The organism is Pseudomonas sp. GW821-FHT01A09 (genome assembly GCF_058986725.1).
On record NZ_JBYSWB010000023.1, the window covers coordinates 62,216 to 84,881 of the forward strand.

The following is a 22,666-nucleotide window of genomic DNA, read 5'->3' on the forward strand; positions in this document are numbered from 1 at the left end:
GAATTGCACCTTCGTGCTCTCCGGGCACAAATCTGCAAAGCCCCTGGCTAGAGCCATTTCGTCAAAAAAGATTAGTGGCGTTTTGCCGTTAACTTGTTGCTAAATGTAAGAGTGTGAAATATTATTTTTGTCTTGTATGACATCGTACTGGTGCAATTCGCCGTTCGAGCGAGCCCCTGATGTCGCGCGGTATCCAAACCTGTGATGAGTACTGAATGCAGTCGCCAACGATCGAACTCGTGTCGAGGAATGTTCTCAAGGGCAGGGGCACCGTGCGTGCCGTCGCCGCTTTTCTGACCCTGATGCTGTGCGCTGCGGGCGCCGCTCAAGCCGAGCCGCTGGGCGCGGACGCGTCCCCGGGCAAACGCCTGGCCGTAGCGTCTGACTGCGTGGCGTGCCACACCGCGCCGGGCGGCAAGCCTTTCGCGGGTGGCTATGCGCTCAGCTCGCCGATGGGGGTGATCTACTCGACCAACATCACGCCCTCGAAAACCGCTGGTATTGGTGGCTACAGCCAAGAAGACTTCGCCCGCGCGGTGCGCGATGGCGTGGCGGCCGATGGCAGCCATCTGTACCCGGCCATGCCGTACACCTCCTACGCGAAGATGACCGATAGCGACATCGCTGCGCTGTACGACTACTTCATGCACGAAGTGCAGCCGGTGGATACGCCGAGCAAGAAGACCGACCTGCCGTTTCCATTCAGCGTCCGGGCGTCGATGATTGGCTGGAATGCCTTGTTCCACAGCGCCGAGCGCTTCAAGCCGGACGCGAGCAAGTCGGCCGAGGTCAACCGCGGCGACTATCTGGTCAATGCCCTGGCTCACTGCGATACCTGCCATACCCCGCGCAACTTTCTCATGGGCCCTGATAACGGCCAGGCACTGTCGGGTGGCGCCATTGGCAGCTGGTATGCACCGAATATCACCTCCGACAAAGTCAGCGGCATTGGTGCCTGGTCCACCGACGACCTCGTAGCGTACCTGCGCACCGGCCACGTCCAGGGCAAGGCCCAGGCCGCGGGGCCGATGGCCGAGGCCGTGGAAAACAGCCTGCAGCATCTGGACGATGCCGATCTCAAAGCCATTGCCGCTTACCTGTTGCAGACCAAACCGGTCAGCACCGGCGAGACCAAAGCGCGCCATGACTTTGGCCAGGCGTCAACCAATGAGCTGACGATGCGCGGCAGCAAACCTGAAGATCCGGGCTTCCACATCTTCAGCGGCACCTGCGCCAACTGCCATCAGCCTAACGGCCAGGGCAACAGCGAATACCCGTCGCTGTTCCACAACACCGCGACTGCCCGTGCCGACAATCTGGTGGCGGCGATCGTTTTCGGTGTGCATCGCGAGGTGGATGGCGTGGCCATCGACATGCCGGCTTTCGGCCCCGACGCGCTGTTCACTGATCGCCTCAACGACCAGCAGATCGCCGACGTGAGCAACTATGTGCTGAGCCAGTTCGGCAATGGCGCTGAAAAAGTCACCGCCGACGACGTCGCGCAGACCCGTGCCGGCGGCCCCAAAGTACCGTTGGTATTGCTGGCACAGTTCACCATCCCGGCCATCGTGGTCGTGTGCCTGCTGATCGCCCTGGGGTTGTGGTTGATCGTGCGCCGCCAGCGCAAGGTGGCCTGAGCAATGGATACTTCAATGAACCACACGCAAAGCCTGATTCAAGACGACGCCCCGCGCGGGCTGTCACGCCGCAACCTGCTGCGCGGCTCGGTGACCCTCGGCCTCGCGACCCTGGTGGGCGCGGCCTTACCGTGGCAATCGGTGATGGCCGCGGCCGCCAGCGATGCCGATTTCGTCGCGTTGTCGTCGTTCCTTGTCAGCCGCCCGGTCAACTCGGTGCTGGCGGCGCGTTACTACCAGGCGCTGGATAAGCGCGCGCCGAACTTCTCGACCAACGTCGTCGCCCTGCAGCAGTTGATCGCCGCCCAAGGCTACAAGCACGTCGATGAGTACCTGGCGCAAGCCAGCGATGCTTCGCTCAAGGCCACCGCCACCAGCATCATTTCGGCCTGGTACCTGGGCATCGTCGGCGAGCCCGTGGACGCCGAATTGATCGCCTACTCCCAGGCCATGATGTACCAGCCGACCCACGGCATTCTGATTATCCCTACCTACGGTGGAGGCCCCGCGACCTGGGGCCCCAAACCCGTCATCAAGCAGGACACCCGTGTATGAGCAGCGCTGAATTCGATGCCGATGTCGTGATCATCGGTTCTGGCGTCATGGGCGGGCTGATCGCCACCGAGCTGGCCAAGGCCAACAAGTCGGTGATCGTCCTCGAAGCCGGGCCGCGGGTGAATCGTCGTGACATCGTCGAAACTTTCCGCAACGCGCCGGTCAAGCTGTCGCTGGCCAACGCCAAGCTGCAAGGTGCCGGCTCGCCTTACCCGAGCCTGCCCCACGCGCCGTCGACTTACGGCGATTACCTGCAGCAGGTCGGCCCGGTCAAATACAACACCTCCTACCTGCGCGTAGTCGGCGGCACCACCTGGCATTTCGGCTCATCGCTGTGGCGCATGCTGCCCAACGACTTCCGTCTCAAGTCCCTGTACGGCCGCGGCCGCGATTGGCCGATCAGCTATGACGAGCTCGAGCCGTTCTATGCCCGCGCCGAAACCGAACTGGGCGTGTCGGGCGTCGATGGCCAGGACGAAAGCGGGCAGGGCGGCAAGGCCTGGCCACCGCGTTCGATCCCGTACCCGATGGAAGGCCTGAAGCCGAGCTACATGTTCAAGCGTCTCTCGGAAATGCTCTCAAAGGGCGGCTACAATCCGATCCTCGAGCCCAACGGCCGCGCCACGCGCCCCTACGGCAAGCGCCCGCCATGCGCGGGCAACAACAACTGCAACCCGGTGTGCCCGATCGCCGCCAAGTACGATGGCTCGATGCACATCGACGAGGCCGAGCGCCATGGCGCCAAGGTGCTGGACAACTCGGTGGTGTACAAGATCGAGGCCGGCGACGACGGCAAGATCACCGCGATCTGGTACATGCGCCCGGACAAGTCCCAGCACAAACTCACAGCCAAGACCTTCGTGTTGGCGGCCTACGGCATCGAATCGCCGAAGCTGCTGCTGATGTCGACCTCCGACAAGTACCCCAACGGCATCGCCAACTCTTCCGACCAGGTCGGGCGCAACCTGATGGACCACACTGGCATCAGCATGAACGTCATGACCAAGGAAGACATGTGGCCCGGCGAAGGCCCGACCCAGCTGCTGGTGTACCTCAACAGCCGCGACGGCGAGTTCCGCAAGGACTACCCCAGCTACAAGATCAAGGTGCGCAACACCGTGCCGACTTCGCAGATCACCTCCGGGCTGATCGCCAAGGGCGTGCTGGGCTCCAAGCTCGATGAGGGCATCCGCCTGCAATCGGCGCGCTCGCTGAACTGGGCGGTGGACTTCGAAACCCTGCCGCTGCCGGAAAACCGCGTGACCCCGAGCAAGACCAAGTTCGACGCCATCGGCCTGCCGGTGCCGGAGATCTACTACAGCGTCCCGGACTACTGGCACGCCGGCAAGGCCAAGGCCCTCGAAGACTTCCAGCAATTCGCCAAGCTGCTCGATGCCGACATCCTCAGCACTGACGTGGGTTTCCAGAACCGCCAGCACATCATGGGCACCACCATCATGGGCGACGATCCGAAGGACTCGGTGGTCGACCGCGACTGCCGCACCCACGACCATCCGAACCTGTTCATCGCCGGGACCAGCGTGATGCCATCGGCATCGTGCGTGAACCCGACCCTCACCGGCGCGGCGCTCAGCCTGCGGATTGCCGATGTGGTGGTGAAAGAAGTCTGACAAGCGCCCTAGCCCCCTCCTGTAGCGAGGGGGCTTGCCCCCGATCCCTCCCTCCGACTTACAGCAACACCCCATCCTTCGCCTGCAGCGGCTGCGGCGCCTCTTCATCCAGCAACTCCAGCACCGCAATCTCCACATTCCGGCACATGGCATCCAGCGGCAGATCGTTGGGTTGCTTGTCGAACGGATCGGCGATCTGATCCCCCAGCGCATCCAGCCCGAAAAACGTATAGGCCAGCACGCACACCGCGAACGGCGTGAACCAACCGATGGCGTCGACCAGGCAGAACGGCAACAGGAAGCAGTACACATGCACCACCCGGTGCAGCATGAGGATGTAGGGGTAAGGGATCGGCGTGCCCTTGATGCGTTCGCAGCCGCCCAGCACATACGACAGACGCGTCAATTGCTGATCGATATTGAGCTGCGCTGCCGTGCCCGCTTGGGTATCGCGCACGGCATTCATATAGCCCTTGCCGAGCTCACCCAATACCGCGTTCGGCAGGTTCTGTTTCGGCGTGGTGTGACCTAGCCATTGCCGGGCTGGTTCGTGCTGCGGGTCGCCGCGCAGATGGTTCTTCAACGCGTGGCTGAACATGATCAAGCCCTGGCCCAGGTATCGACGCTGTTCTGCGCCCAGCTCCGGCAGCAGACTGAGGCTCTGGCGCGTGAGGTTGCGGCTGACGATGGTCAATTCACCCCAGAGCGTGCGGGCTTCCCAGAAGCGCTGATAAGCCACGGTGTTACGAAAGCCGAGGAAGATCGCCAGTGTCAGGCCCCAGAGGGTAAAAGGTGTGGCGGTGAGGATGACCTTGAAGTGGAACAGCGTGCCGTGGATGGCGACCACTGCCGAGCTGATCAGCACGGTGAATAGCACTTTGCGCCAGATGGCCGGGACAATGGAGCCCTTGAGGCCGAACAGCAAGGTCAGGGTGGAGAGGTTTTGGGGGCGAATGATCAAGGGAGTCGACACCGCTATGGGAGAGGTGCACAAGTGTAACCGCTGGAGGAGGGGCCGTCCGCCGCCCTCCAGCGTCAGGGGCTAGAGCGCGCCCAGCCACTGCGTCATCACGTCCTCGCCCTGCTCCGGTGCACTGCCGCACATCACCGCCAGCGCCAGGCCCAATGCCGAACTGTGGGCGGTATGGCCGCTGCCGCCACCTTCACGCAAGTCCAGCACCAGCGTCGGACAACAGAAGATTGCCAGGCGCACCACGTGCTCCCAGTCTTCAGGCAGCCAGTCCCGCTCCCGCAATGTGGCAAGCAAGGGACGCCAGTAGAGGTCGCGTTTGCTGTCGAGAAATTCGCGGCGCAGCGGCGTCAACTGCCAGTCGTGTTCCACGTGGAACACATCGCCTTCCACATGGACCTTGACCTGATACTCGTCTGCCACGCGCCCCGGCTCATACAGCCAGAGCGGGTGGGCAAAGATGTTGTGGAACGTCGCCTTGATCTCGGCCAGCAGCGCAGGGATCTGTCGGCCGGCAAAGGCGGGGTCGAAACTCACCAGGCGCGGTGCGCTGCCCGTAGGGGTTTCGTACCAAACGTTAGCGTTATGAGCATCGCCATGGGCGGTCACCACGCCATGGTCGGCAAGGCGCTCGGGGTTCAGGCGCTGGCCGCTGGCGTGGAACAACTGCGCCAGGGAGTGGCGGTAATGTACGCCGTTGATCTTCCAGCGCAGATCCTTGAGCACCTCCCACGGGATATCGATGCCGGGGAAGGCGAAGGTCTTGCCCACGTAGAAGCGTTCCACGCGGCCGCCGAATCCAGGCTCGGCATGGGCACCTACCAGACGGTGGTGGAACAACTGATGCACGGGCTCTTTGCACACGGCTGCCAGGTCCCCTGGCGACAGGGTGCGCAGGGCACCGGCCAGGCCTTCCTCGTCGTATTCGCGCTGCGCTTGCACCAAGGGCCCGATCTCGTCCCAGGCTTTACGCTCTTCGATATCCCTACAGGCGTCGGCCAAGCGCAGATCGCTGCGCAGGTTGTAGAACAGTATCTGCCGCCCCGGCTCGCCACAGGCGTATACCGGCACGTCGACGCGGTAACCGGCGTCGCGCAGCAGTTCGGCGTTGTAGTACTCCTCGATGGTTTTGTCTTCGCCTTCTTCGTTGTGGTACTTGAAGAACAGCTGGCGCCCATCGGCCAGGGTCACGCGGCCGTTGAGCGAATTGAGGCTGTATTGGTCGCGGTTGATGGTCAGGTCAGTGGCGGCGACGCCTATCACTTCGCTGGCCAGTTGCAGCAGGCAGGCACGGGCGCCTTGCCAATCGTCCTGGCGGGCAAGGGTGCGGGCCTGGGCAGCGAGGGGGAGCAGGGCGACAGTCATGAAAAAGTCCTTGTGGATAAAGCGTCAGATGCTGGCGAGATAGCCGCCGTCGACGTAGAGCACCTGGCCGGTGATGTAGCTGGCGGCGGGCGAACAGAAAAAGATCGCCGTGCCGGTCAGGTCTTCGAGATTGCCGAAGCGGGCCAACGGGATTTTTGCCTGCATGCGCTCGCGCCAGTCGTCGTTCTGGTAGAACACCTCAGTCAGCTCGGTGCGGAAATAACCCGGGCCGATGCCGTTGACACGGATACCCAGCGGCGCCCATTCGGTGGCCAGGGCCCGGGTCATGCCCAGCAGGCCCGACTTGGATGCGCCGTAGGGGATGGCGCCTGGCACGCCGACTTCGCTGGTCAGCGAGCAGAGGTTGAGGATGCTGCCGCCGCCAGTGGCTTGCATCAGCCGGGCTGCGGCTTGAGCGCAGAAAAACGCGCCCTTGAGGTTGGTGTCGACGATCAGGTCCCAGGTCGCTTCTTCCAGCTCCAGCGACGCTTGCACCTGTTCGACGCCAGCGTTGTTAACGAGTATGTCGAGGCGCCCTTCACGGGTCAGCAGCTCGGCGAAGGCGCGTTCGCGCGAGGTCGAGTCGCTGACATCGAGCACCAGCGTCGAGCAGCGCCCGCCGTTGCGCTGGATGTCCGCCTGAGCGCTGGCCAGCGTGGTCGGGTCCCGAGCGGCGAGCACGACTTTGGCACCCGCTTCAGCCAGGCCCTTGGCCAAGGCCAGACCGATGCCGCGGGAGGCGCCGGTGATCAGTGCAACCTGGCCCTCAAGGGAGAAACGCGCCAGTAGCGGGTTCATGGCAGCCGTCCTCATGGGGTAATGATGGTCTTGAGTTTATCGCTGTCGCCGCCGGCCAGTTGGTCGTAGGCTGCCATCACTTGGGCCAGGCCGATGGGCGGGGTGATCAGTTGTTCGAGTTTGGCGGCCAGGCGTGGCAACAAGGCGACCGCCTGGCGCTGTTCGTCGCGGAACACGCTGCAGCCCACCAGATCGATCTCTCGCTCCACCAGGGCATTGGTGTTGACCACGGTGTCGCCGTGAAACAAACCGACCATGGCGATACGGCCACCGGATGCGACGCTGTGCACCAGCTGGTTGAGGACAATGCCTGAACCTGTGGCTTCGATGCAGTAGCGCGGTTCGTGCCCGCCGCAGGCTTCGAGAATCAACCCGGCGTCGAGGGCCGCCGGGATGACCCCGGCCACCGCTTGCAGCAGCGCGGCGCGCTGGTGATTGCGTTCCACCAGCAGCACCGGGCGCTGGTCCAGTTCACGCAGCAACAATGCCGCGAGGCCACCGATCGGGCCGCCGCCGGCGATCAATACCGGTGCCCCGGGTTCGGCCTCCAGGCGGGCGATGACGCGCAAGGCGACGCCCAGGGGCTCGGACAGGGCCGCGACGGCGTCGGAAATCCCGGCGGGGACTTTCAGCAGGCGGTGCACCGGCTGGTTGCTTTGCTCGGCGAAGCCGCCATCGCAGACCTCACCGACGAAGCCCATGTGCCGGCACAGGTTGCCTTGGGCGCGCTGGCAGTAGTCGCACTCGCCGCAGTTGGCGCGTGAGTCCACCACCACACGCTCACCTACGACGAAGCCTTTGACGTCGGCGCCGAGGGCAGTGATTTCGCCACAGAATTCATGGCCGGGGGTAACAGGCAGTTGCGAGATCCACTGGCCCGTGCGGAAGTTGTGCAGATCGGAGCCGCAGATGCCTGCGGCGCGCACCTTCAGCGTGACCCAACCGGCCTCGGGCGGGGCTGGCGCGGGAATCTCCTCCAGGCGCAGATCACCTTTGCCGTAAAAGCGGATGGCTTGCATTGTTCTGGTCTCCGATTGGCTGCAGGAGCGTATCGCCCTGTAGCGAGGGGGCTTGCCCCCGATAAACTTCACCCGCGACATCTTCGTGTCTCAAGCACTGCGGATCGGGGGCAAGCCCCCTCGCTACAAGCGTCGCATCACTCCCCGTCGATGATCTTCATCCGCAATGGCGACACCGCCAGCGCGTGGGCACTGAAGCCTTCGTACACCGCAAAGCCGTGGGCCTTTTCCGCCAGCTGTGGATAACCAGCGCGGGTCACGTAACCCACCGAGATCCGCTTCATGTAATCGAATACCGACAGCGGCCCGTTGGTCTTGGCCGCCGCGTTGGTCGGCAGCACCGCATTCGGCCCAAGCACAAAGTTGCCCAGGGTCACCGGGGTGAAGTTGCCCAGTAGAATCTCCCCGGCATTACGTATACGGGTCATTACCGCCATCGGTTCTTCGGCGAGGATCTCCAGGTGCTCCGGCGCGTATTCGTTGACGAATTCCACGGCGGTGTCGAAGTCCTTGGTCAACACGATGCCGCCGTGATCGCCGCACAGCACCGCCTGGGAAAACTCGGCGCGCTTGGGGTCGATCTGCGCCCACAGCTTGGGCAAGGCGGCGATGGCGGCTTCGGCCACGGCGCGGCTGTTGGTCACCAGGTACGCAGAGGAGTCCGGGCCGTGTTCCGATTCGATCAGCAGGTCCAGCGCCGCCAGCTCACCGTTGGCGGTGGCGTCGGCGAGAATCAGGCTCTCGCTGGGGCCGGCCGGTACGCCCGGATCGATCAGGTTGGACAGCTGGCGCTTGGCGGCCACCACCCAGGGGCTGCCCGGGCCGACGATCTTCAGGCACTTGGGCACGCTCTCGGTGCCGTAGGCCACCGCCGCCACGCCTTGGGCGCCGCCGCATTTGTAAACTTCCTTGATGCCCACCAGGCGCGCGGCCACCAGGGTCGCGTCGTCGACCTTGCCATCCGGGCCGGGCGGGGTAATCACCACCGGGCGCGGCACGCCAGCGACGACCGCTGGAATGGTGGTCATCAGCAGCACGCTGGGGAACGAGCCCTTGCCGCGCGGCACGTAGCAGGCCACCGAGTCGATCGGTACATGGCGGTCGCCGGCGAAGGCACCGGGGCGCATTTCCTTGAGCCACATCTCCTCGGGCTTTTGCGCTTCGTGGAAGGCGAAGATATTTTCTGCGGCGTATTTAATCGATTCGATCACGGCCGGGTCCATGCGCGCGAAGGCGGCTTCGAACTCGCTCTCCTCGGCACGCACCGACATGTCTTCGGCGCTGACCTTGTCGAAGTCCCGGGCAAAGCGCTTCAGCGCCGCGTCACCCTCGGTGCGCACGGCCTCGATGATCGGCTTGACCTTCTCGACGAAGAACGACAGATCGGCCTCGGTACGCTTGAACAATTCGACGGGCAGGGCGCTGGCCTGGCTGAGGTCGTGGAACGATGGCTGTTGCATGATGAACCTCTCTAAGCGAATGGGTCAGGCGCGTACGGGCTCTTGGCCACGAATCGAACGCAGGACCTGGCGTTGCAGATCGATGAAGTCCGCGCTGCTGGCCAGCTCTTCATGGCGGGGGCGCGGCAGTGGTACCTCGAAGGTGGTCTTGATGGTGCCAATGCCCATGACCACGATGCGGTCCGACAAAAATACGGCCTCCTCGACATCGTGGGTCACGAACATCACGGTCAGGCGGTGGGTTTCCCACACCTGCGTGAGCAGTTCCTGCATCTGCCGTCGGGTCATGGCATCGAGGGCGCCGAAGGGTTCGTCCATCAAGAGGATCTTGGGGCGATAGGACAATGCCCGGGCGATGGCCACGCGCTGCTTCATGCCGCCCGACAACTCATTGGGGAAGGCATCGGCGGCCGCGCTCAGGTTGACCAGGGCCAGGTGTTCGTCGGCGATTTCGCGGCATTCGCTGGCGCTGCGGCCAGCCGCCTTGAGGGCGAACTCGACGTTCTGCCGCGCGGTCAGCCAAGGCAGCAAGGTGTAGGACTGGAACACCACGCCGCGGTCCATGCCGGCACCGTCGATGACCTGGCCGTCGACGCTCACCGCGCCGTCGTCGTAGTCTTCGAGGCCGGCGGCGATCGACAGCAGGGTGCTTTTGCCACAGCCCGAGGTGCCGACGATGGACACGAACTCATTGTCCGCCAGGGTCAGGTCGATGCCCTTGAGCACCTGCTTGTGCTGCTTGCCGGTGACGAAGGTCTTGGTCAGCCCTTGGATGGTCAGGGTGCTCATGGGCGCCTCCGGTTGTAGCGGAACAGGACTTTTTCAGCCGCGCGCATGGCCTGGTCGGTGATCAACCCGAGCACGCCCAGCAGCAAGATGTAACCAATGATGGTGTCGGTCTGGAAGAACCGCTGGGACACGGTGATGCGATAACCCAGGCCCGAGTTGGAGGCTACCAGTTCGGCCAGCACCAGCCATGTCCACGCCCAGCCGAGACTGATGCGCAGCGCATCCCAGATGCCGGGGAAGGCGCTGGGCAGGACGATCTTGATCAGGATGCGACGGTCGCTCATGCCCAGCGTGCGGCCCAGACCGACGAAGTCGCCCGGCACGCGTTTGACCGAGTCCATGACCATCAGTACCTGCTGGAAGAAAGTGCCCATCCAGATGATGAGGAATTTCTGTACATCGCCGGTCCCGCTCCAGAGGATGGTCAGCGGCACGAAGGCCACCACCGGCATGTACCGAACGAAATCGACGAAGGGCTCGATTGAGGCTTTCCAGAAGCCATAGCAGCCAGCCAGCACGCCGATGACGATCGACATCACCGACGAAATCGCGAAGGCAATGGCGATGCGGTACAGGCTGACCTGCAGGTCGGTCCACAGGGTGCCGTCCGCGGCGAGTTTGGCCAGGCGCTGGCCCACCGCTTGCGGGCTGGGCAGAAAGATGGGCGATACCAGCCCCAGATTGGTGGCGGCCCACCACGCCAGGGCGAGCAGTACGAATACGCCGATGGAGATGCTCAGATAACCGGATCGCTCCGGTTGGCGACCGATGACGAACAGCTTGCCGCGCTTGCGCCGCCGAGGTGTCGCTGCCGCAAGGTCATGGTTGGTATTCACGTGACGCTTCCTGAATCGGTTGCTTGCAACCGGCGGCAGGGCGCCGCCGGTGTCTTGAGGGATTATTTGAGTGCTTTGACGAAGCGCGAATCGATGATCTTCGCAGCTTCCACCGGCACCGGTACCAGGCCAGCCGCCGAGGCCGACTTGAGAATGTGCGGGAAGGTCTCGGTGGTGAAGCTGCCGGTCAGCTGTGCCTGGTTGTCGGCGAGCGAGTAGAACTGCACGCCGTCGAAAGCGCTTTCCAGCTCCTCGGTCGAAGCGCCGACGGCCTTGGCGATCACCGCGCGGTCCGCCTTGGTGTTGCTCTTGTAGTTAGTCAGCGCCGCGTCCCATGCCTTGATCATCGCCAGCACCTGGCCTGGGCGTTGTTCCAGCACTTCTTCACGGACCACCAGCACGTCGGAAATCACGCCCGGGTCATCCTTGCCGCTGTAGAGCATGTTGACCTTGGGGTTCTGCTGCTTGGCGGCGCTCAAATAGGGTTCGTAAGTGACGGCCACCGGTACGCGCCCGGCGATCAGCGCGCTGCCAGCGTTGGCAGCGGGCATGGGAACTGGCTTGATATCGCTCCAGGGCATGCCGGCCTTGGCCAGGGCGCTGTGCAGCAGGATGTCGCTGGTGGTGCCTTCCTCGAAGGCGACTTCCTTGCCTTTGAGGTCCTTGATGGATTTGATCTCCGGTGCGGCGATGATGGCGTCGGCGGTGATGCTCTGGTCCAGCAGCAGCACGATCTTCACCGGCAGGCCGGCAGCGACCATGCCCATGGCGGTGTGGGTGGCGATGGTGGCACCGTCGATCTGGCCGCTGGCGAGGGCGGCGTTGATGTCTTTGTCTTCGCTGAAGTTGACCACGTCAACGCCGCTCAGACCGGCTTTCTTGAACAGGTCGTGGGCTGCCGCGACATGAATCTGGCCGTAGCCCAGCCAAGGTTCGACACCGACCTTGAAGGTTCCGGCTTCGACTTTCATCCCCGCGGTCGGCTCGGCGGCCACTGCGCCGATGGCCATTGCCAGGGCACAGGCACCCAGCACGTTACGCATTCCGTTCTTCAGCAGCTGACTCATGACAGTTCTCGCTTCGGTATTGAGAGTATGGGTACGGCGCAGGTGCGACACAGCTATCTTGACTGGTATATACAGGTAAGCAGGTTACGTGCCGCATTATTCCCCTGACGGTCGAAAACCTTAGCAGCCTTTATTGCCGCGAGCTGCAACATCCCGTTGCGATGCACTGCCGAGAGTGCAAAACTCATTCGCCGATGCGCTGATAACGGGCATTTCCATTGAATACGACCTAATCGAGTGCGAGTAAGCGCTGTGCGAACGCCGATCGGCGGTCCTTACCTATCGCGCCTGCGGGGCTGTAGAAGGTTGCGCCCGTGGACTGGTCTGCAACTTGCTTTAGCGGTATATACAGCTAGCCCTTCCTCCTTCCCACCTCAGCGAGCCTGCCTGAACGATGCGACGTTATTACACCGGAACAGACTGCCTGCGCGTGCGTAGCATTGCCGAAATGGCTGCCCTGGCGCAGCGGCGAGTACCGCGCTTTGCCTGGGAATACCTGGCCGGTGGCGCCGAGGACGAGTTGACCCTGGCGCGCAATGTGTCTGCTTTCGCTGATATCGGCCTGGTCCCGCGCACCTTGGTGGCCGCTTCTGCCACCGCCACTGAGGTGTCGGTGCTGGGGCAGAAGCTGGCCCTGCCGATGCTGATCGGCCCGACCGGTTACAACGCCATGTTGTATCGCGATGCCGACGTGCACCTGGCCAAGGCCGCCACGGCGCGGGGCTTGCCGTTTTGCCTGAGCACGGTGTCGACCAGTTCGATGGAGCAGATCGTCGCTGCGGTACCGGACGTCAACCTATGGTTTCAGCTGTATTGCCTGCGCGGCGCGCATATTCAGGAAGACCTGCTCAAGCGCGCCGAGGCTCTGGGGGTGCAGACCCTGCTGCTGACCTCGGACGCGGTGCTGCTGGGTAATCGCGAGTGGGACAAGCGCAGTTTCGTCCGCCCGCGTCAGCTCACCTGGCGCAACAAGTTCGACGTGCTCTGTCATCCGCGCTGGATGCGCCAGGCCCTGTGGCCCCACGGCATGCCGAGCCTGGGCAACCTTGATCAGTATCTGCCGCCGGATGCCCGCAACGCCGCCGGGGCCGCGCATTTCATCAGCGAACAGATGAGTACTGACCTGGACTGGCAGGCGCTCGAGCGCTTGCGTGATCGCTGGCAGGGCAAGCTGTTGCTCAAGGGCGTGATGCACCCTGCCGATGCCGAGCGCGCCGCGCAGTTGGGGCTCGATGGTATCGTCGTCACCAACCATGGTGGCCGTCAGCTCGACGGTTCGCCTGCCAGCATCGAGGTGCTGCCGGCCATCGCTAAAGCGGTGCGCGGTCGCTTGGCGATCCTGCTCGACGGGGGTATTCGCCGAGGCACCGATATCCTCAAGGCCCGGGCGTTGGGCGCCGATGCGGTGTTGCTCGGGCGGGCGACCTTGTATGGCGTCGCGGTCGCGGGCGAGCAGGGCGCCGGGCAGTCGCTGGACTTGCTCGCCCAGGAGTTGCGCCTGGCGATGACGCTGCTGGGCAGCCCTGATATTCACAGGCTTGATCCTGCCCAATTGTTCCAACGGGGTTATCCACAACACCCTTATCCACAACCCGCCGCTTTCGAGAATCTGCAATGACCGATCATCAATGGCTCAACGCCCTGGCCCGCCGCGAAGTGCGCGAACTCGCCAGCTATAACGCCGGCCTGTCCATCGAAGCGGTGCGCGAGCGCTATGGCCTGGAGCGGATCGCCAAGCTGGGCAGCAATGAAAACCACTTCGGCCCTTCGCCCGATGTGGTGCGGGCAGTCACCGCCGAGGCGCAGCAGATGGGCCTGTATCCCGATCCGAACTGTACCGAGCTGCGCCAGGCGTTGGCGGCGAAATTTGCCCTCGATCCGGCGCGGTTGGTGTTCGGCAACGGCTCGGAGGATCTGCTGGGGATCATCAGCCGGGTATTCCTCGACCATGGCGATCAAGTGGTCACGGTATTGCCGTCGTTCGGCTTGCATCTGCTTTATCCACAGGCCGCGGGCGCCGAGGTGGTGGGCGTGCCGATGACTGCGGACCTGCGTATCGATGTCGATGGCTTGTTGGCCGCGCTGTCGCCACGCACCCGCTTGCTGATGTTCTCCTGCCCGTCGAATCCGGTGGGCAGCGCGCTGACTGTGGATGAATTGCAGCGCATTGTGGATAACCTCGGGCCGCAGACCTTGCTCGTATTCGACGAGGCCTATTTCGAATACGCCCAGGGCGCACCGGGCTATCCCGATTGCCTGGCGCTGCTCGAGGCGAGCGGCAAGCCCTATGTGCTGTTGCGCACGCTGTCCAAGGCCTACGCGTTGGCGGGCTTGCGGGTCGGTTACGGGATCGTCAGCGATGCGTTGCTGGCGGACTTGATCGATCGCCTGCGCACGCCATTCAACGTCAACCGTAGTGCACAGGTGGCGGCGGTGGCTGCGCTGGCGGACGAGGCGCACCTGGCGCAGACGCTGGCCCATGTTGCCAGTGAGCGGGCGCGGATGATGGCGGCGTTGCAGGGCATGGGGTTGCAGCCGGTGCCGTCGCTGGCGAATTTTCTGTTCTTCGCCACGCCCTTTGCCGCAGATGCGGTGAACGAACAACTGCTGTCGCGTGGGGTGATCGTCAAGCCGTGGCGCGAGGCGGGGTATACCGATTACCTGCGGGTGTCGGTGGGGAGTGTTGAGGATAACGATATGTTTCTGGAGCAGTTGGCGGCGAGTCTGGCGGCCCTGTAAAGCGGGTACGCTTCTGTAGCGAGGGGGCTTGCCCCCGAAAAAAAACTTATCTCGCCCCCGTCATGGCTGACACTGCGCTGATCGGGGGCAAGCCCCCTCGCTACAAAATCGGCGAAATCAGCCGGGCGATGCGCATGCCGAGCACCTGCAGCCGGCGCACCTCTTTGCTATCCGCCAAGGTCACCTGGCGCGACTCGGCGAAATCCCGTTCGAGCATGGTCTGCACTTCTGTCGCGAACGCGGCATCCACGGTCAGCAGCATGATTTCGAAATTCAAGCGGAACGAGCGGTTGTCCAGGTTGGCGCTGCCGATGGCGCTGATTTCGTCGTCTACCAGCACCACTTTCTGATGCAGGAAGCCCGGATTGTAACGATAGATGTGCACCCCGGCACGGATGGCTTCGAAGGCGAACAGGCTCGATGCCGCGTAGACGATACGATGATCCGGACGCGACGGCAGCAGGATGCGCACATCGACGCCGCGCAGCACCGCCAGGCGCAAGGCTGCCAGCATCGACTCGTCAGGGATGAAATACGGGCTGGTGATCCAGATGCGCCGCGTGGCGCTGTGGATGGCCTCGAGGAAGAACAGCGAGCAGGTTTCCTGCGGGTCCGCCGGGCCGCTGGCCAGCACTTGGCACAGCACGCCCTCGTCCGGATAGGTGTCCGGCAGGATCAGCGGCGGCAGGCGGCGTGAAGCCCAGAACCAGTCCTCGGCGAAGGATTCCTGCAGGGAGGCAACCACTGGGCCGTGCATTTGCACATGGGTGTCGCGCCAGGGCGACAGCCGCGGATTGCTGCCCAGGTATTCATCGCCGACGTTATGGCCACCGATGAAGCCCACCAGTCCATCCACCACGACGATCTTGCGATGGTTGCGAAAGTTGACCTGAAAGCGATTGAGCCAGCCACGGCGGGTGGCGAAGGCGCGGATCTTGACCCCGGCGTTGCGCAGCGTCTCGACGTACTCACGCGGCAGGGCATGGCTGCCGACCTGATCGTAGAGCACGTATATTTCGACGCCATGGGAGGCCTTTTCCAACAGCGCCTGCTGCAGGCGGCGGCCTATGGCATCGTCCTTGATGATGAAGAACTGGATCAGCACCACTTGGCGAGCTTCGCGGATGGCGGCGAAGATGGCATCGAAGGTGGCATCGCCGTTGATCAGCAGGCTGACCTTGTTGTTCGCCAGGCAGGGCATGCGCCCCAGCTTGCGCATGGCGCGCAACGAGTCGTAGGAATCGGACTGTTTCGCGGCCAGTGCTTCCTCTACCCAAGGGCGCCAGTTGAGGTCGGCGATGGCCGTGTGCATTTCCTGGTTGGCCTGGCGACGCGCCTCGATATAGGCGTCGAAAGAGCTGCGGCCGAACACCAGATAAGGAATCAACGTGACGTAGGGCATGAACAGCAGCGACAGCGCCCAGGCGATCGAGCCTTGCGCGGTGCGCACCGTGAACACGGCGTGCAGGGCAGCGGCGACCCCCAGCAGGTGAATGAAGCCGAATACGTAGTAAAAAAACGTGGGGCTGTGATAATCCATGCCAGGCCTGGAAAGCGGGTCGATGCCTTAACAGACCACGTCTGAAAGGCAATGTCTCTATTTATTCGGCGCTGCAACGCAATCGCGCTTTGCGCGTCTAAAACTTTATCCGGCATCTTGCCGAATACTGCCATTTTTCAGGAGTTATGCATGAAGAGATGTCTACCGGTCGTGGCCCTGCTTGGCAGCCTGCTGGCGCCCTTGGCTCACGCGCAGATGTTGCAGCCGGGGCTGTGGGAACTCACCACCAGCAACATGCAAGTCGATGGTAATGCCATGCCGGACATGCAGTTCATGCTTGGCCAATTGAAGAACATGGCGCCGGAGCAGCGCGCGATGATCGAGCAGACGCTGTCCAAACAGGGCATCACGGTGGGCGGCAACGGCATTCAATCCTGCCTAACCGCCGCGCAGGTCAAAAGCGATGATATTCCGCTGACGGACCCGAAATCGGGTTGTACCCAGCAGATCACCGAGCGCAATGGCAACGTCTGGAAGTTTCGCTTCAGCTGTCCGAAAGCCCAGGGTACCGGGCAGGCGCAGTTTTTGAGTGACAAGGAATTCACCACTAACGTGGTCGGTACCTTCAACGCGACCGGCACCCAGCAGAAGGGCAGCATGAATACTCGGGCGGTGTGGAAAGGGGCGAATTGCGGGACGGTCAAGCCGCGTACTTGAGCGTTACTGTAGCGAGGGGGCTTGCCCCCGAAAGACATTCCGATGATTGGTTATGTCTGACGTATCCTTTCGGGGGCAAGCCCCCTCGCTACAGGGGCGGCGCGGTGTCATGGAATCAACCACTTGCCTTGGCTTTTCTGTTCACAGAACGGCCGCAGGTACGCCGCGTCGCTGGCGACGCCGTAGTAGTGGATGTCCTGGCGGTACGGCATGTTATCCACATGGGCGTCGCTGCATACGCCGAAGGCGCCCCGGGGGCACTGCTGCGCATATTGAACGGTGACCTTCTGGCCCGGCAGGTTGGGTTCGCAGAAGCCATCGTGGAACAGCTGTTGCGGGATGCTGATGTTCTGCTGGCATACTTGCACGTCCAGGTGCTCGGCCTGGGTGTGCACCACGCAGGCTTCGGCCAGCACCTGAGCGCTGGCGCACAGCGACATTAGCGCCGTCGCCAGCTGCATCGATAACCTTCTCTCAAAGCCTTTGAACATGTTGCAGAACATCCCTACTCATGTGATCGCCGGGCCTCTGGGCGCGGGCAAGACCAGCCTGATCCGCCAGTTGATGGCGCAGCGGCCGGCGGGAGAGCGCTGGGCGGTGCTGATCAACGAATTCGGCCAGATCGGCCTGGATGCGGCGTTACTGGCCACGGCGCAAGATGGTATCGCACTCGGCGAAGTGGCGGGAGGGTGCTTGTGCTGCGTCAATGGCGCGCCTTTTCAGATCGGTCTGAGCCGCCTGTTGCGGCAATCGAAGCCGCATCGACTGTTTATCGAGCCGTCTGGCCTGGGGCATCCGGCGCAGTTGCTCAAGCAGTTGAGCGAGGCGCCTTGGCTTGAGGTGCTGGACGTGCAGCCGAGTGTCCTGGTGCTGGATGCTGAAGCCTTGGCCTGTGGACAACTTCTGCCGAATGCACAGCAGGAAGCGCTAGCCGGGGCGGGGTTGTTAGTGATGAACAAATCGCGGGACGTGAATGGGGATAAGCGTTTGTGGATATCTTCTCGGTTGCCTGACGTGCCGCTGTATTGGACCGATGAGGGGAATATACCGCTCGCGGCCCTGCCCGCTGGAAATCGCATGCATCGCCCGTTTGTACTGGGGGAAGTGGTGCTGCCGACTCAGAGCAGCTCTTATCCACAGCTGCTGCTGCCGGATCACCCGATTCGACAAATCAATCCACAGGCCGATAGCTGGAGCATCGGCTGGCGCTGGCATGCTTCTGAGCTGTTCGATTCGGTCAAGGTGGAAGCCTGGTTGAAGAGGCAGGATTGGCAGAGGGCCAAGCTGGTTATTCACAGCGATGCAGGATGGCAGTCGTTGAATGCGGTGGATAACCTGATACCGCTGTGGAAAACCAGCGAATGGCGTAAGGATTCGCGCATCGAGCTGATTTTCAGGACGCCTCAGGACGAGGCGGCGCTGGATAAGGATTTGCGCAAGACTCTGTACCCGTAGCGAGGGGGTTTGGCCCGATCAGCGGTGCGACAGTTATTTCAGGACCGTCTGGGAGATTTATCGGGGGCGAGCCCCCTCGCTACAGGGTCAGGGGCGCCAGCGCTTGTGTTCCTGGCGCCACTGGCTCATCTCGATCACTTCAGCGGTGGGCTGGGTCTTGATCTCGAAGGGGTAGGGAGCCAGCTCGATCGTCGCCGAATGAGCGCCGAACTGCGTAATGGTCCCCGGATGACGCTGCTCGCCAGTCACGGTGAACTCGAAGGTATAGACCCGCGCCAGGCGCTTGCGGCCGTTGGCGTCGCGCACGAAGGCCATGCGTTTGAAGGCGACGTTTTCATCGAGTAGTTCGAGGTCGAGCTTGGCGCAATGTTGCTTGACCCTCGCCAGCGCCTTTTCGCGCAATCCATGGTTATGCCACAGCCACGCCGCACCCGTGGCGAGCAACATCAGCACCAACATATTTCCGAGGGTCAACATCGACGAATGCTCCGATAAGTACGCTCAGCTTAACTGTGTCTTCGGTCTGTCGTACAGGGTACTTTTAGCGCCATACTGCGCGCCTGAAATTTCCGCAGACTGCTCCAGGGTTTTTCCATGAAACGTACGCCTCACCTGCTCGCCATTCAGTCCCACGTGGTGTTCGGCCATGCCGGCAACAGCGCTGCGGTGTTCGCCATGCAGCGGGTCGGGGTCAACGTCTGGCCGCTGAACACCGTGCAGTTCTCCAACCACACACAGTATGGCCAGTGGACGGGGGAAGTGCTCGCTTCCGAGCAAATTCCTGCGCTGGTCGACGGCATCGCCGGGATCGGTGAGCTGGGCAACTGCGATGGCGTGCTCAGTGGCTATCTGGGTAGCCCGGCGCAGGGGCGGGCCATCCTGTCGGTGGTCAAGCGCATCAAGGCGGCCAATCCCAAGGCGCTGTACCTGTGCGACCCGGTGATGGGCCATCCGGAGAAGGGCTGTAGCGTGGCGCCCGAGATCAGCGATTTTCTGCTCGATGAGGCGGTGGCGGCGGCAGATCTGCTGTGCCCCAATCAGTTAGAGCTGAACACCTTCTGTGGCCGCGCGGCGCAATCGCTGGATGACTGCGTGGGCATGGCGCGCTCGTTGCTGACGCGCGGGCCGCAGGCGGTGCTGGTAAAACACCTGGCCTATCCCGGCAAACAGCCGGAAGATTTCGAGATGTTATTGGTGACCGCCCAGGGTAGCTGGCTGGTGCGCCGCCCGTTGCTGGCGTTTCCGCGTCAACCGGTGGGCGTGGGCGACCTCACGTCCGGCGTGTTCTTTGCCCGCGTATTGCTGGGCGATGAACTGGTCAGCGCCTTCGAGTCCGCCGCAGCGGCGGTGCACGAAGTGCTGCTCGAAACCCAGGCCTGTGCCAGCTACGAGCTGGAACTGGTGCGCGCGCAGGACCGAATCGTGCACCCGCGTTTGCGGTTCGACGCGATACGCCTTTCCCTGTAGCGAGGGGGCTCGCCCCCGATGTTGTATCAGACACGTCGTCGATGCTGGCGCGATTGTCGGGGGCAAGCCCCCTCACTACAGATTAGTGCGGCACTTACAGGGTATCGTCCTTGATGTCCTGGTAGCGCTTTTCCAGTTCCTGGCGGATCTGCCGACGCTGCTGGGCTTGCATATACCGGCGCTTGCCTTCGCTGGTCTCGGGTTGCAGCGGCGGTACCTGGGCCGACTTGCGCTGGTCGTCGACCGCCACCATGGTGAAGAAGCAGCTGTTGGTATGGCGTACCGAGCGTTCGCGGATGTTTTCGGTGACTACCTTGATGCCCACTTCCATGGATGTGTTGCCGGTGTAGTTGACCGAAGCCAGAAATGTCACCAGTTCGCCGACATGAATCGGCTCGCGGAAAATCACCTGATCCACCGACAGGGTCACCACGTAGCGGCCGGCGTAACGGCTGGCGCAGGCGTAGGCCACTTCATCGAGGTACTTCAAGAGAGTGCCGCCGTGCACGTTGCCAGAAAAGTTGGCCATGTCCGGGGTCATCAGGACAGTCATCGATAACTGGGCGTTTCCAGGTTCCATAGTGTGCTCACGGTAATTTGCTGTTGAGTGTCGGCACGCTCTATGGCGCTTTTGCCCGTATTCACCAATCCCATCTCTTTCGGGACGCTGGCAGCCCGAGGCTCGTCACGCGGTGGCGAACAAAAAACCCGTGGTGAAGCGATCTGTTTCAACATATTGCACCGCGCAGACAGCTCGAGTCTCGGTGTTATCTTGAATGCACCCCATTGATGGGGTCAATTTCCCCGGCCATCAAGGAGGACTCAGCATGCATGCCATCAGTTTTATTCAGGACCTGGCCGTGATCATGCTGGTCGCCGGCGTGGTCACCATCCTCTTCCATCGCCTCAAGCAGCCTGTGGTGCTCGGCTATATCGTCGCCGGCTTCATCATCGGCCCGCACACGCCGCCATTCGGCCTGATCCACGATGAAGACACCATCAAGACCCTCGCCGAGCTGGGGGTGATTTTCCTGATGTTCAGCCTGGGGCTGGAATTCAGCCTGCGCAAGCTGTTCAAGGTCGGGGCCACGGCGTTCATCGCCGCCTTTCTCGAGATAGCTCTGATGATCTGGATGGGCTACGAGATCGGCAGCGCCTTTGGCTGGAGCGCCATGGACTCGCTGTTTCTGGGGGCGATACTGGCGATCAGCTCGACCACCATCATCGTCAAGGCGCTGAACGACCTCAACATGAAGCATCAGCGCTTCGCCCAGCTTATTTTTGGTGTGCTGATCGTAGAGGACATTCTTGGTATCGGCATCATCGCGCTGCTCTCGGGGATTGCGGTGAGCGGCAGTGTCAGCTCCGGTGAAGTGTTCTCCACGGTCGGTAAGCTGTCGCTGTTCATGGTGGTGGCGTTGGTCATCGGCATTCTGGTGGTGCCGCGTCTGCTCGCTTACGTGGCCAAGTTCGAAAGCAACGAGATGCTCCTGGTGACGGTATTGGGGCTGTGCTTCGGCTTCTGCCTGCTGGTGGTCAAGCTTGAATACAGCATGGTGCTGGGGGCCTTTCTGATTGGCGCGATCATGGCGGAATCCAAGCAGCTGGTAAAAATCGAGCATCTGGTCGAGCCGATCCGTGACATGTTCAGCGCCATTTTCTTCGTCGCCATCGGCTTGATGATCGATCCGGCCATTCTGGTGGCTTACGCCTGGCCAATTGCGGTGATTACCGTGGCGGTGGTGGTCGGCAAGGTGCTGACCTGTGGGCTGGGTGCCTTTATTGCTGGCAACGACGGCCGCACTTCGTTGCGAGTGGGCATGGGGCTGTCCCAGATCGGCGAATTCTCATTCATCATTGCGGCGCTGGGCATGACCTTGCAGGTGACCAGTGACTTCCTCTACCCCGTAGCGGTGGCCGTTTCTGCGATCACTACCTTGCTCACACCCTATCTGATCCGCGCTGCGGATCCTTTGTCGCTGAAGCTGGCTGCAGTAATGCCACAGCGCATGGCCCGGGTATTTGGTGTGTACGGCGAGTGGTTGCGTAGTATCCAGCCACGGGGCGAGGGCGCGCTGCTGGCGTCGATGATCCGAAGGATTCTGTTGCAGGTGGGGGTGAATCTGGCGCTGGTGGTAGCGCTGTTCTTCTGTGGGGCCTATTTCGCCGAGCAGATCGGCCTGTACCTCAGTGCCTGGATCAGTGATGTGGGTTGGCACAAGGCGCTGATCTGCGGCGCGGCGTTGCTGGTGTCGTTGCCCTTTTTGATCGCGGCGTACCGCAAGCTCAAGGCACTGGCGATGTTGCTGGCGGAAATGGGCGTCAAGCCGGAGATGGCCGGGCGGCACACGGCGCGGGTACGGAGGATCATCGCCGAGGTGATACCAGTGGGGGCGCTGGTGGTCATTTTCGTGCTGTTGGCGGCGCTATCGGCGAGCATCCTGCCAAGTACCGAGCTGCTGCTGGGGATCGCCGTGATCGCTGCGGTGCTGGTGGCGGTGCTGTGGCGCTGGTTCGTGCGCCTGCACACTCGGATGCAGGTGGCGTTGCTGGAGACGCTCAATCAGAACCCCTGATCGCAACTCCACTCCGTAGCGAGGGGGCTTGCCCCCGACTCGGTGTGTAAGGCTCATCTTGGGTGCTGACACAATTATCGGGGG

21 protein-coding genes are annotated in these 22,666 nt (G+C 62.6%); 9 read left to right on the forward strand and 12 right to left on the reverse strand.

Annotated elements, in window-relative coordinates; translation table 11 throughout:
* The first annotated feature begins 215 nt into the window (after nucleotides 1-215).
* The 3 genes from AC3WJP_RS22185 to AC3WJP_RS22195 are packed head-to-tail and all read left to right on the forward strand — an operon-like array spanning nucleotide 216 to nucleotide 3,823.
* Entirely contained in the window at nucleotides 216-1,637 is a 1,422-nt protein-coding gene (locus tag AC3WJP_RS22185; protein WP_493723104.1) for a c-type cytochrome, read from the forward strand.
* Between the two features lie 15 nt (nucleotides 1,638-1,652).
* Complete coding sequence (locus AC3WJP_RS22190; RefSeq protein WP_493723103.1) at nucleotides 1,653-2,192, forward strand: sugar dehydrogenase complex small subunit; 540 nt, start codon at nucleotides 1,653-1,655, stop codon at nucleotides 2,190-2,192.
* Nucleotides 2,189-3,823 carry a GMC family oxidoreductase gene (locus AC3WJP_RS22195; protein WP_493723102.1) on the forward strand — a complete coding sequence of 545 codons (1,635 nt, stop codon included), beginning with the start codon at nucleotides 2,189-2,191 and terminating at the stop codon, nucleotides 3,821-3,823. The genes AC3WJP_RS22190 and AC3WJP_RS22195 overlap by 4 nt, the downstream gene beginning before the upstream one ends.
* Nucleotides 3,824-3,881: 58 nt before the next feature.
* Here AC3WJP_RS22195 and AC3WJP_RS22200 read toward each other — a convergent pair whose 3' ends face one another.
* The 8 genes from AC3WJP_RS22200 to AC3WJP_RS22235 all read right to left on the reverse strand — a co-directional run bounded on the left by AC3WJP_RS22200 (nucleotide 3,882) and on the right by AC3WJP_RS22235 (nucleotide 12,127).
* The gene (locus AC3WJP_RS22200) at nucleotides 3,882-4,784 is read right to left on the reverse strand and encodes a bestrophin family protein (RefSeq protein WP_493723101.1); all 903 of its coding nucleotides are present in this window, start codon (nucleotides 4,782-4,784) and stop codon (nucleotides 3,882-3,884) included.
* 81 nt (nucleotides 4,785-4,865) lie between these two features.
* A complete protein-coding gene (locus tag AC3WJP_RS22205; RefSeq protein WP_493723100.1) occupies nucleotides 4,866-6,158 on the reverse strand; it encodes a hypothetical protein in 1,293 nt (430 codons plus the stop codon).
* 24 nt (nucleotides 6,159-6,182) lie between these two features.
* Complete coding sequence (locus tag AC3WJP_RS22210; protein ID WP_493723099.1) at nucleotides 6,183-6,956, reverse strand: SDR family NAD(P)-dependent oxidoreductase; 774 nt, start codon at nucleotides 6,954-6,956, stop codon at nucleotides 6,183-6,185.
* Between the two features lie 11 nt (nucleotides 6,957-6,967).
* Nucleotides 6,968-7,975, reverse strand: a complete 1,008-nt coding sequence (locus tag AC3WJP_RS22215; protein WP_493723098.1) for a zinc-dependent alcohol dehydrogenase — start codon at nucleotides 7,973-7,975, stop codon at nucleotides 6,968-6,970.
* Between the two features lie 137 nt (nucleotides 7,976-8,112).
* Entirely contained in the window at nucleotides 8,113-9,435 is a 1,323-nt protein-coding gene (gene hisD / locus AC3WJP_RS22220; protein WP_493723097.1) for a histidinol dehydrogenase, read from the reverse strand.
* Between the two features lie 24 nt (nucleotides 9,436-9,459).
* Nucleotides 9,460-10,224, reverse strand: a complete 765-nt coding sequence (locus AC3WJP_RS22225; RefSeq protein ID WP_493723096.1) for an ABC transporter ATP-binding protein — start codon at nucleotides 10,222-10,224, stop codon at nucleotides 9,460-9,462.
* The gene (locus AC3WJP_RS22230; protein ID WP_493723095.1) at nucleotides 10,221-11,060 is read right to left on the reverse strand and encodes an ABC transporter permease; all 840 of its coding nucleotides are present in this window, start codon (nucleotides 11,058-11,060) and stop codon (nucleotides 10,221-10,223) included. Before AC3WJP_RS22230 ends, AC3WJP_RS22225 begins: the two co-directional genes overlap by 4 nt.
* Before the next feature lie 62 nt (nucleotides 11,061-11,122).
* Complete coding sequence (locus AC3WJP_RS22235; protein ID WP_493723094.1) at nucleotides 11,123-12,127, reverse strand: ABC transporter substrate-binding protein; 1,005 nt, start codon at nucleotides 12,125-12,127, stop codon at nucleotides 11,123-11,125.
* Between the two features lie 394 nt (nucleotides 12,128-12,521).
* On the opposite strand from AC3WJP_RS22235, the gene AC3WJP_RS22240 reads away from it, so the two are divergent.
* Both AC3WJP_RS22240 and hisC read left to right on the forward strand, forming a co-directional pair.
* On the forward strand, nucleotides 12,522-13,745 hold the full coding sequence (locus AC3WJP_RS22240) for an alpha-hydroxy acid oxidase (RefSeq protein WP_493723093.1): 1,224 nt from the start codon (nucleotides 12,522-12,524) through the stop codon (nucleotides 13,743-13,745).
* Complete coding sequence (gene hisC / locus AC3WJP_RS22245; RefSeq protein WP_493723092.1) at nucleotides 13,742-14,866, forward strand: histidinol-phosphate transaminase; 1,125 nt, start codon at nucleotides 13,742-13,744, stop codon at nucleotides 14,864-14,866. The genes AC3WJP_RS22240 and hisC overlap by 4 nt, the downstream gene beginning before the upstream one ends.
* Before the next feature lie 100 nt (nucleotides 14,867-14,966).
* Here hisC and cls read toward each other — a convergent pair whose 3' ends face one another.
* The gene (cls, locus tag AC3WJP_RS22250; protein ID WP_493723091.1) at nucleotides 14,967-16,406 is read right to left on the reverse strand and encodes a cardiolipin synthase; all 1,440 of its coding nucleotides are present in this window, start codon (nucleotides 16,404-16,406) and stop codon (nucleotides 14,967-14,969) included.
* A 150-nt stretch (nucleotides 16,407-16,556) separates the two neighbouring features.
* Here cls and AC3WJP_RS22255 point away from each other — a divergent pair, with 150 nt between their 5' ends.
* The gene (locus AC3WJP_RS22255) at nucleotides 16,557-17,084 is read left to right on the forward strand and encodes a DUF3617 domain-containing protein (protein ID WP_493723090.1); all 528 of its coding nucleotides are present in this window, start codon (nucleotides 16,557-16,559) and stop codon (nucleotides 17,082-17,084) included.
* Nucleotides 17,085-17,191: 107 nt separating this feature from the next.
* On the opposite strand, the gene AC3WJP_RS22260 is transcribed toward AC3WJP_RS22255, so the two are convergent.
* Complete coding sequence (locus tag AC3WJP_RS22260) at nucleotides 17,192-17,545, reverse strand: NADH:ubiquinone oxidoreductase (protein ID WP_493723089.1); 354 nt, start codon at nucleotides 17,543-17,545, stop codon at nucleotides 17,192-17,194.
* Between the two features lie 28 nt (nucleotides 17,546-17,573).
* On the opposite strand from AC3WJP_RS22260, the gene AC3WJP_RS22265 reads away from it, so the two are divergent.
* Nucleotides 17,574-18,539, forward strand: a complete 966-nt coding sequence (locus AC3WJP_RS22265; protein WP_493723088.1) for a CobW family GTP-binding protein — start codon at nucleotides 17,574-17,576, stop codon at nucleotides 18,537-18,539.
* A gap of 87 nt (nucleotides 18,540-18,626) precedes the next feature.
* Here AC3WJP_RS22265 and AC3WJP_RS22270 read toward each other — a convergent pair whose 3' ends face one another.
* Nucleotides 18,627-19,016, reverse strand: a complete 390-nt coding sequence (locus tag AC3WJP_RS22270; RefSeq protein WP_493723087.1) for a DUF3301 domain-containing protein — start codon at nucleotides 19,014-19,016, stop codon at nucleotides 18,627-18,629.
* A gap of 117 nt (nucleotides 19,017-19,133) precedes the next feature.
* Between AC3WJP_RS22270 and pdxY the strand changes: the two genes are divergently transcribed.
* Entirely contained in the window at nucleotides 19,134-20,006 is an 873-nt protein-coding gene (gene pdxY, locus AC3WJP_RS22275) for a pyridoxal kinase PdxY (protein WP_493723086.1), read from the forward strand.
* Between the two features lie 94 nt (nucleotides 20,007-20,100).
* Here the strand turns inward: pdxY and AC3WJP_RS22280 are convergent, their stop codons facing one another.
* Nucleotides 20,101-20,586, reverse strand: a complete 486-nt coding sequence (locus AC3WJP_RS22280) for an acyl-CoA thioesterase (RefSeq protein WP_493723085.1) — start codon at nucleotides 20,584-20,586, stop codon at nucleotides 20,101-20,103.
* A 247-nt stretch (nucleotides 20,587-20,833) separates the two neighbouring features.
* Between AC3WJP_RS22280 and AC3WJP_RS22285 the strand changes: the two genes are divergently transcribed.
* Complete coding sequence (locus tag AC3WJP_RS22285; RefSeq protein WP_493723084.1) at nucleotides 20,834-22,582, forward strand: cation:proton antiporter; 1,749 nt, start codon at nucleotides 20,834-20,836, stop codon at nucleotides 22,580-22,582.
* The last annotated feature ends 84 nt before the right edge of the window (nucleotides 22,583-22,666 follow it).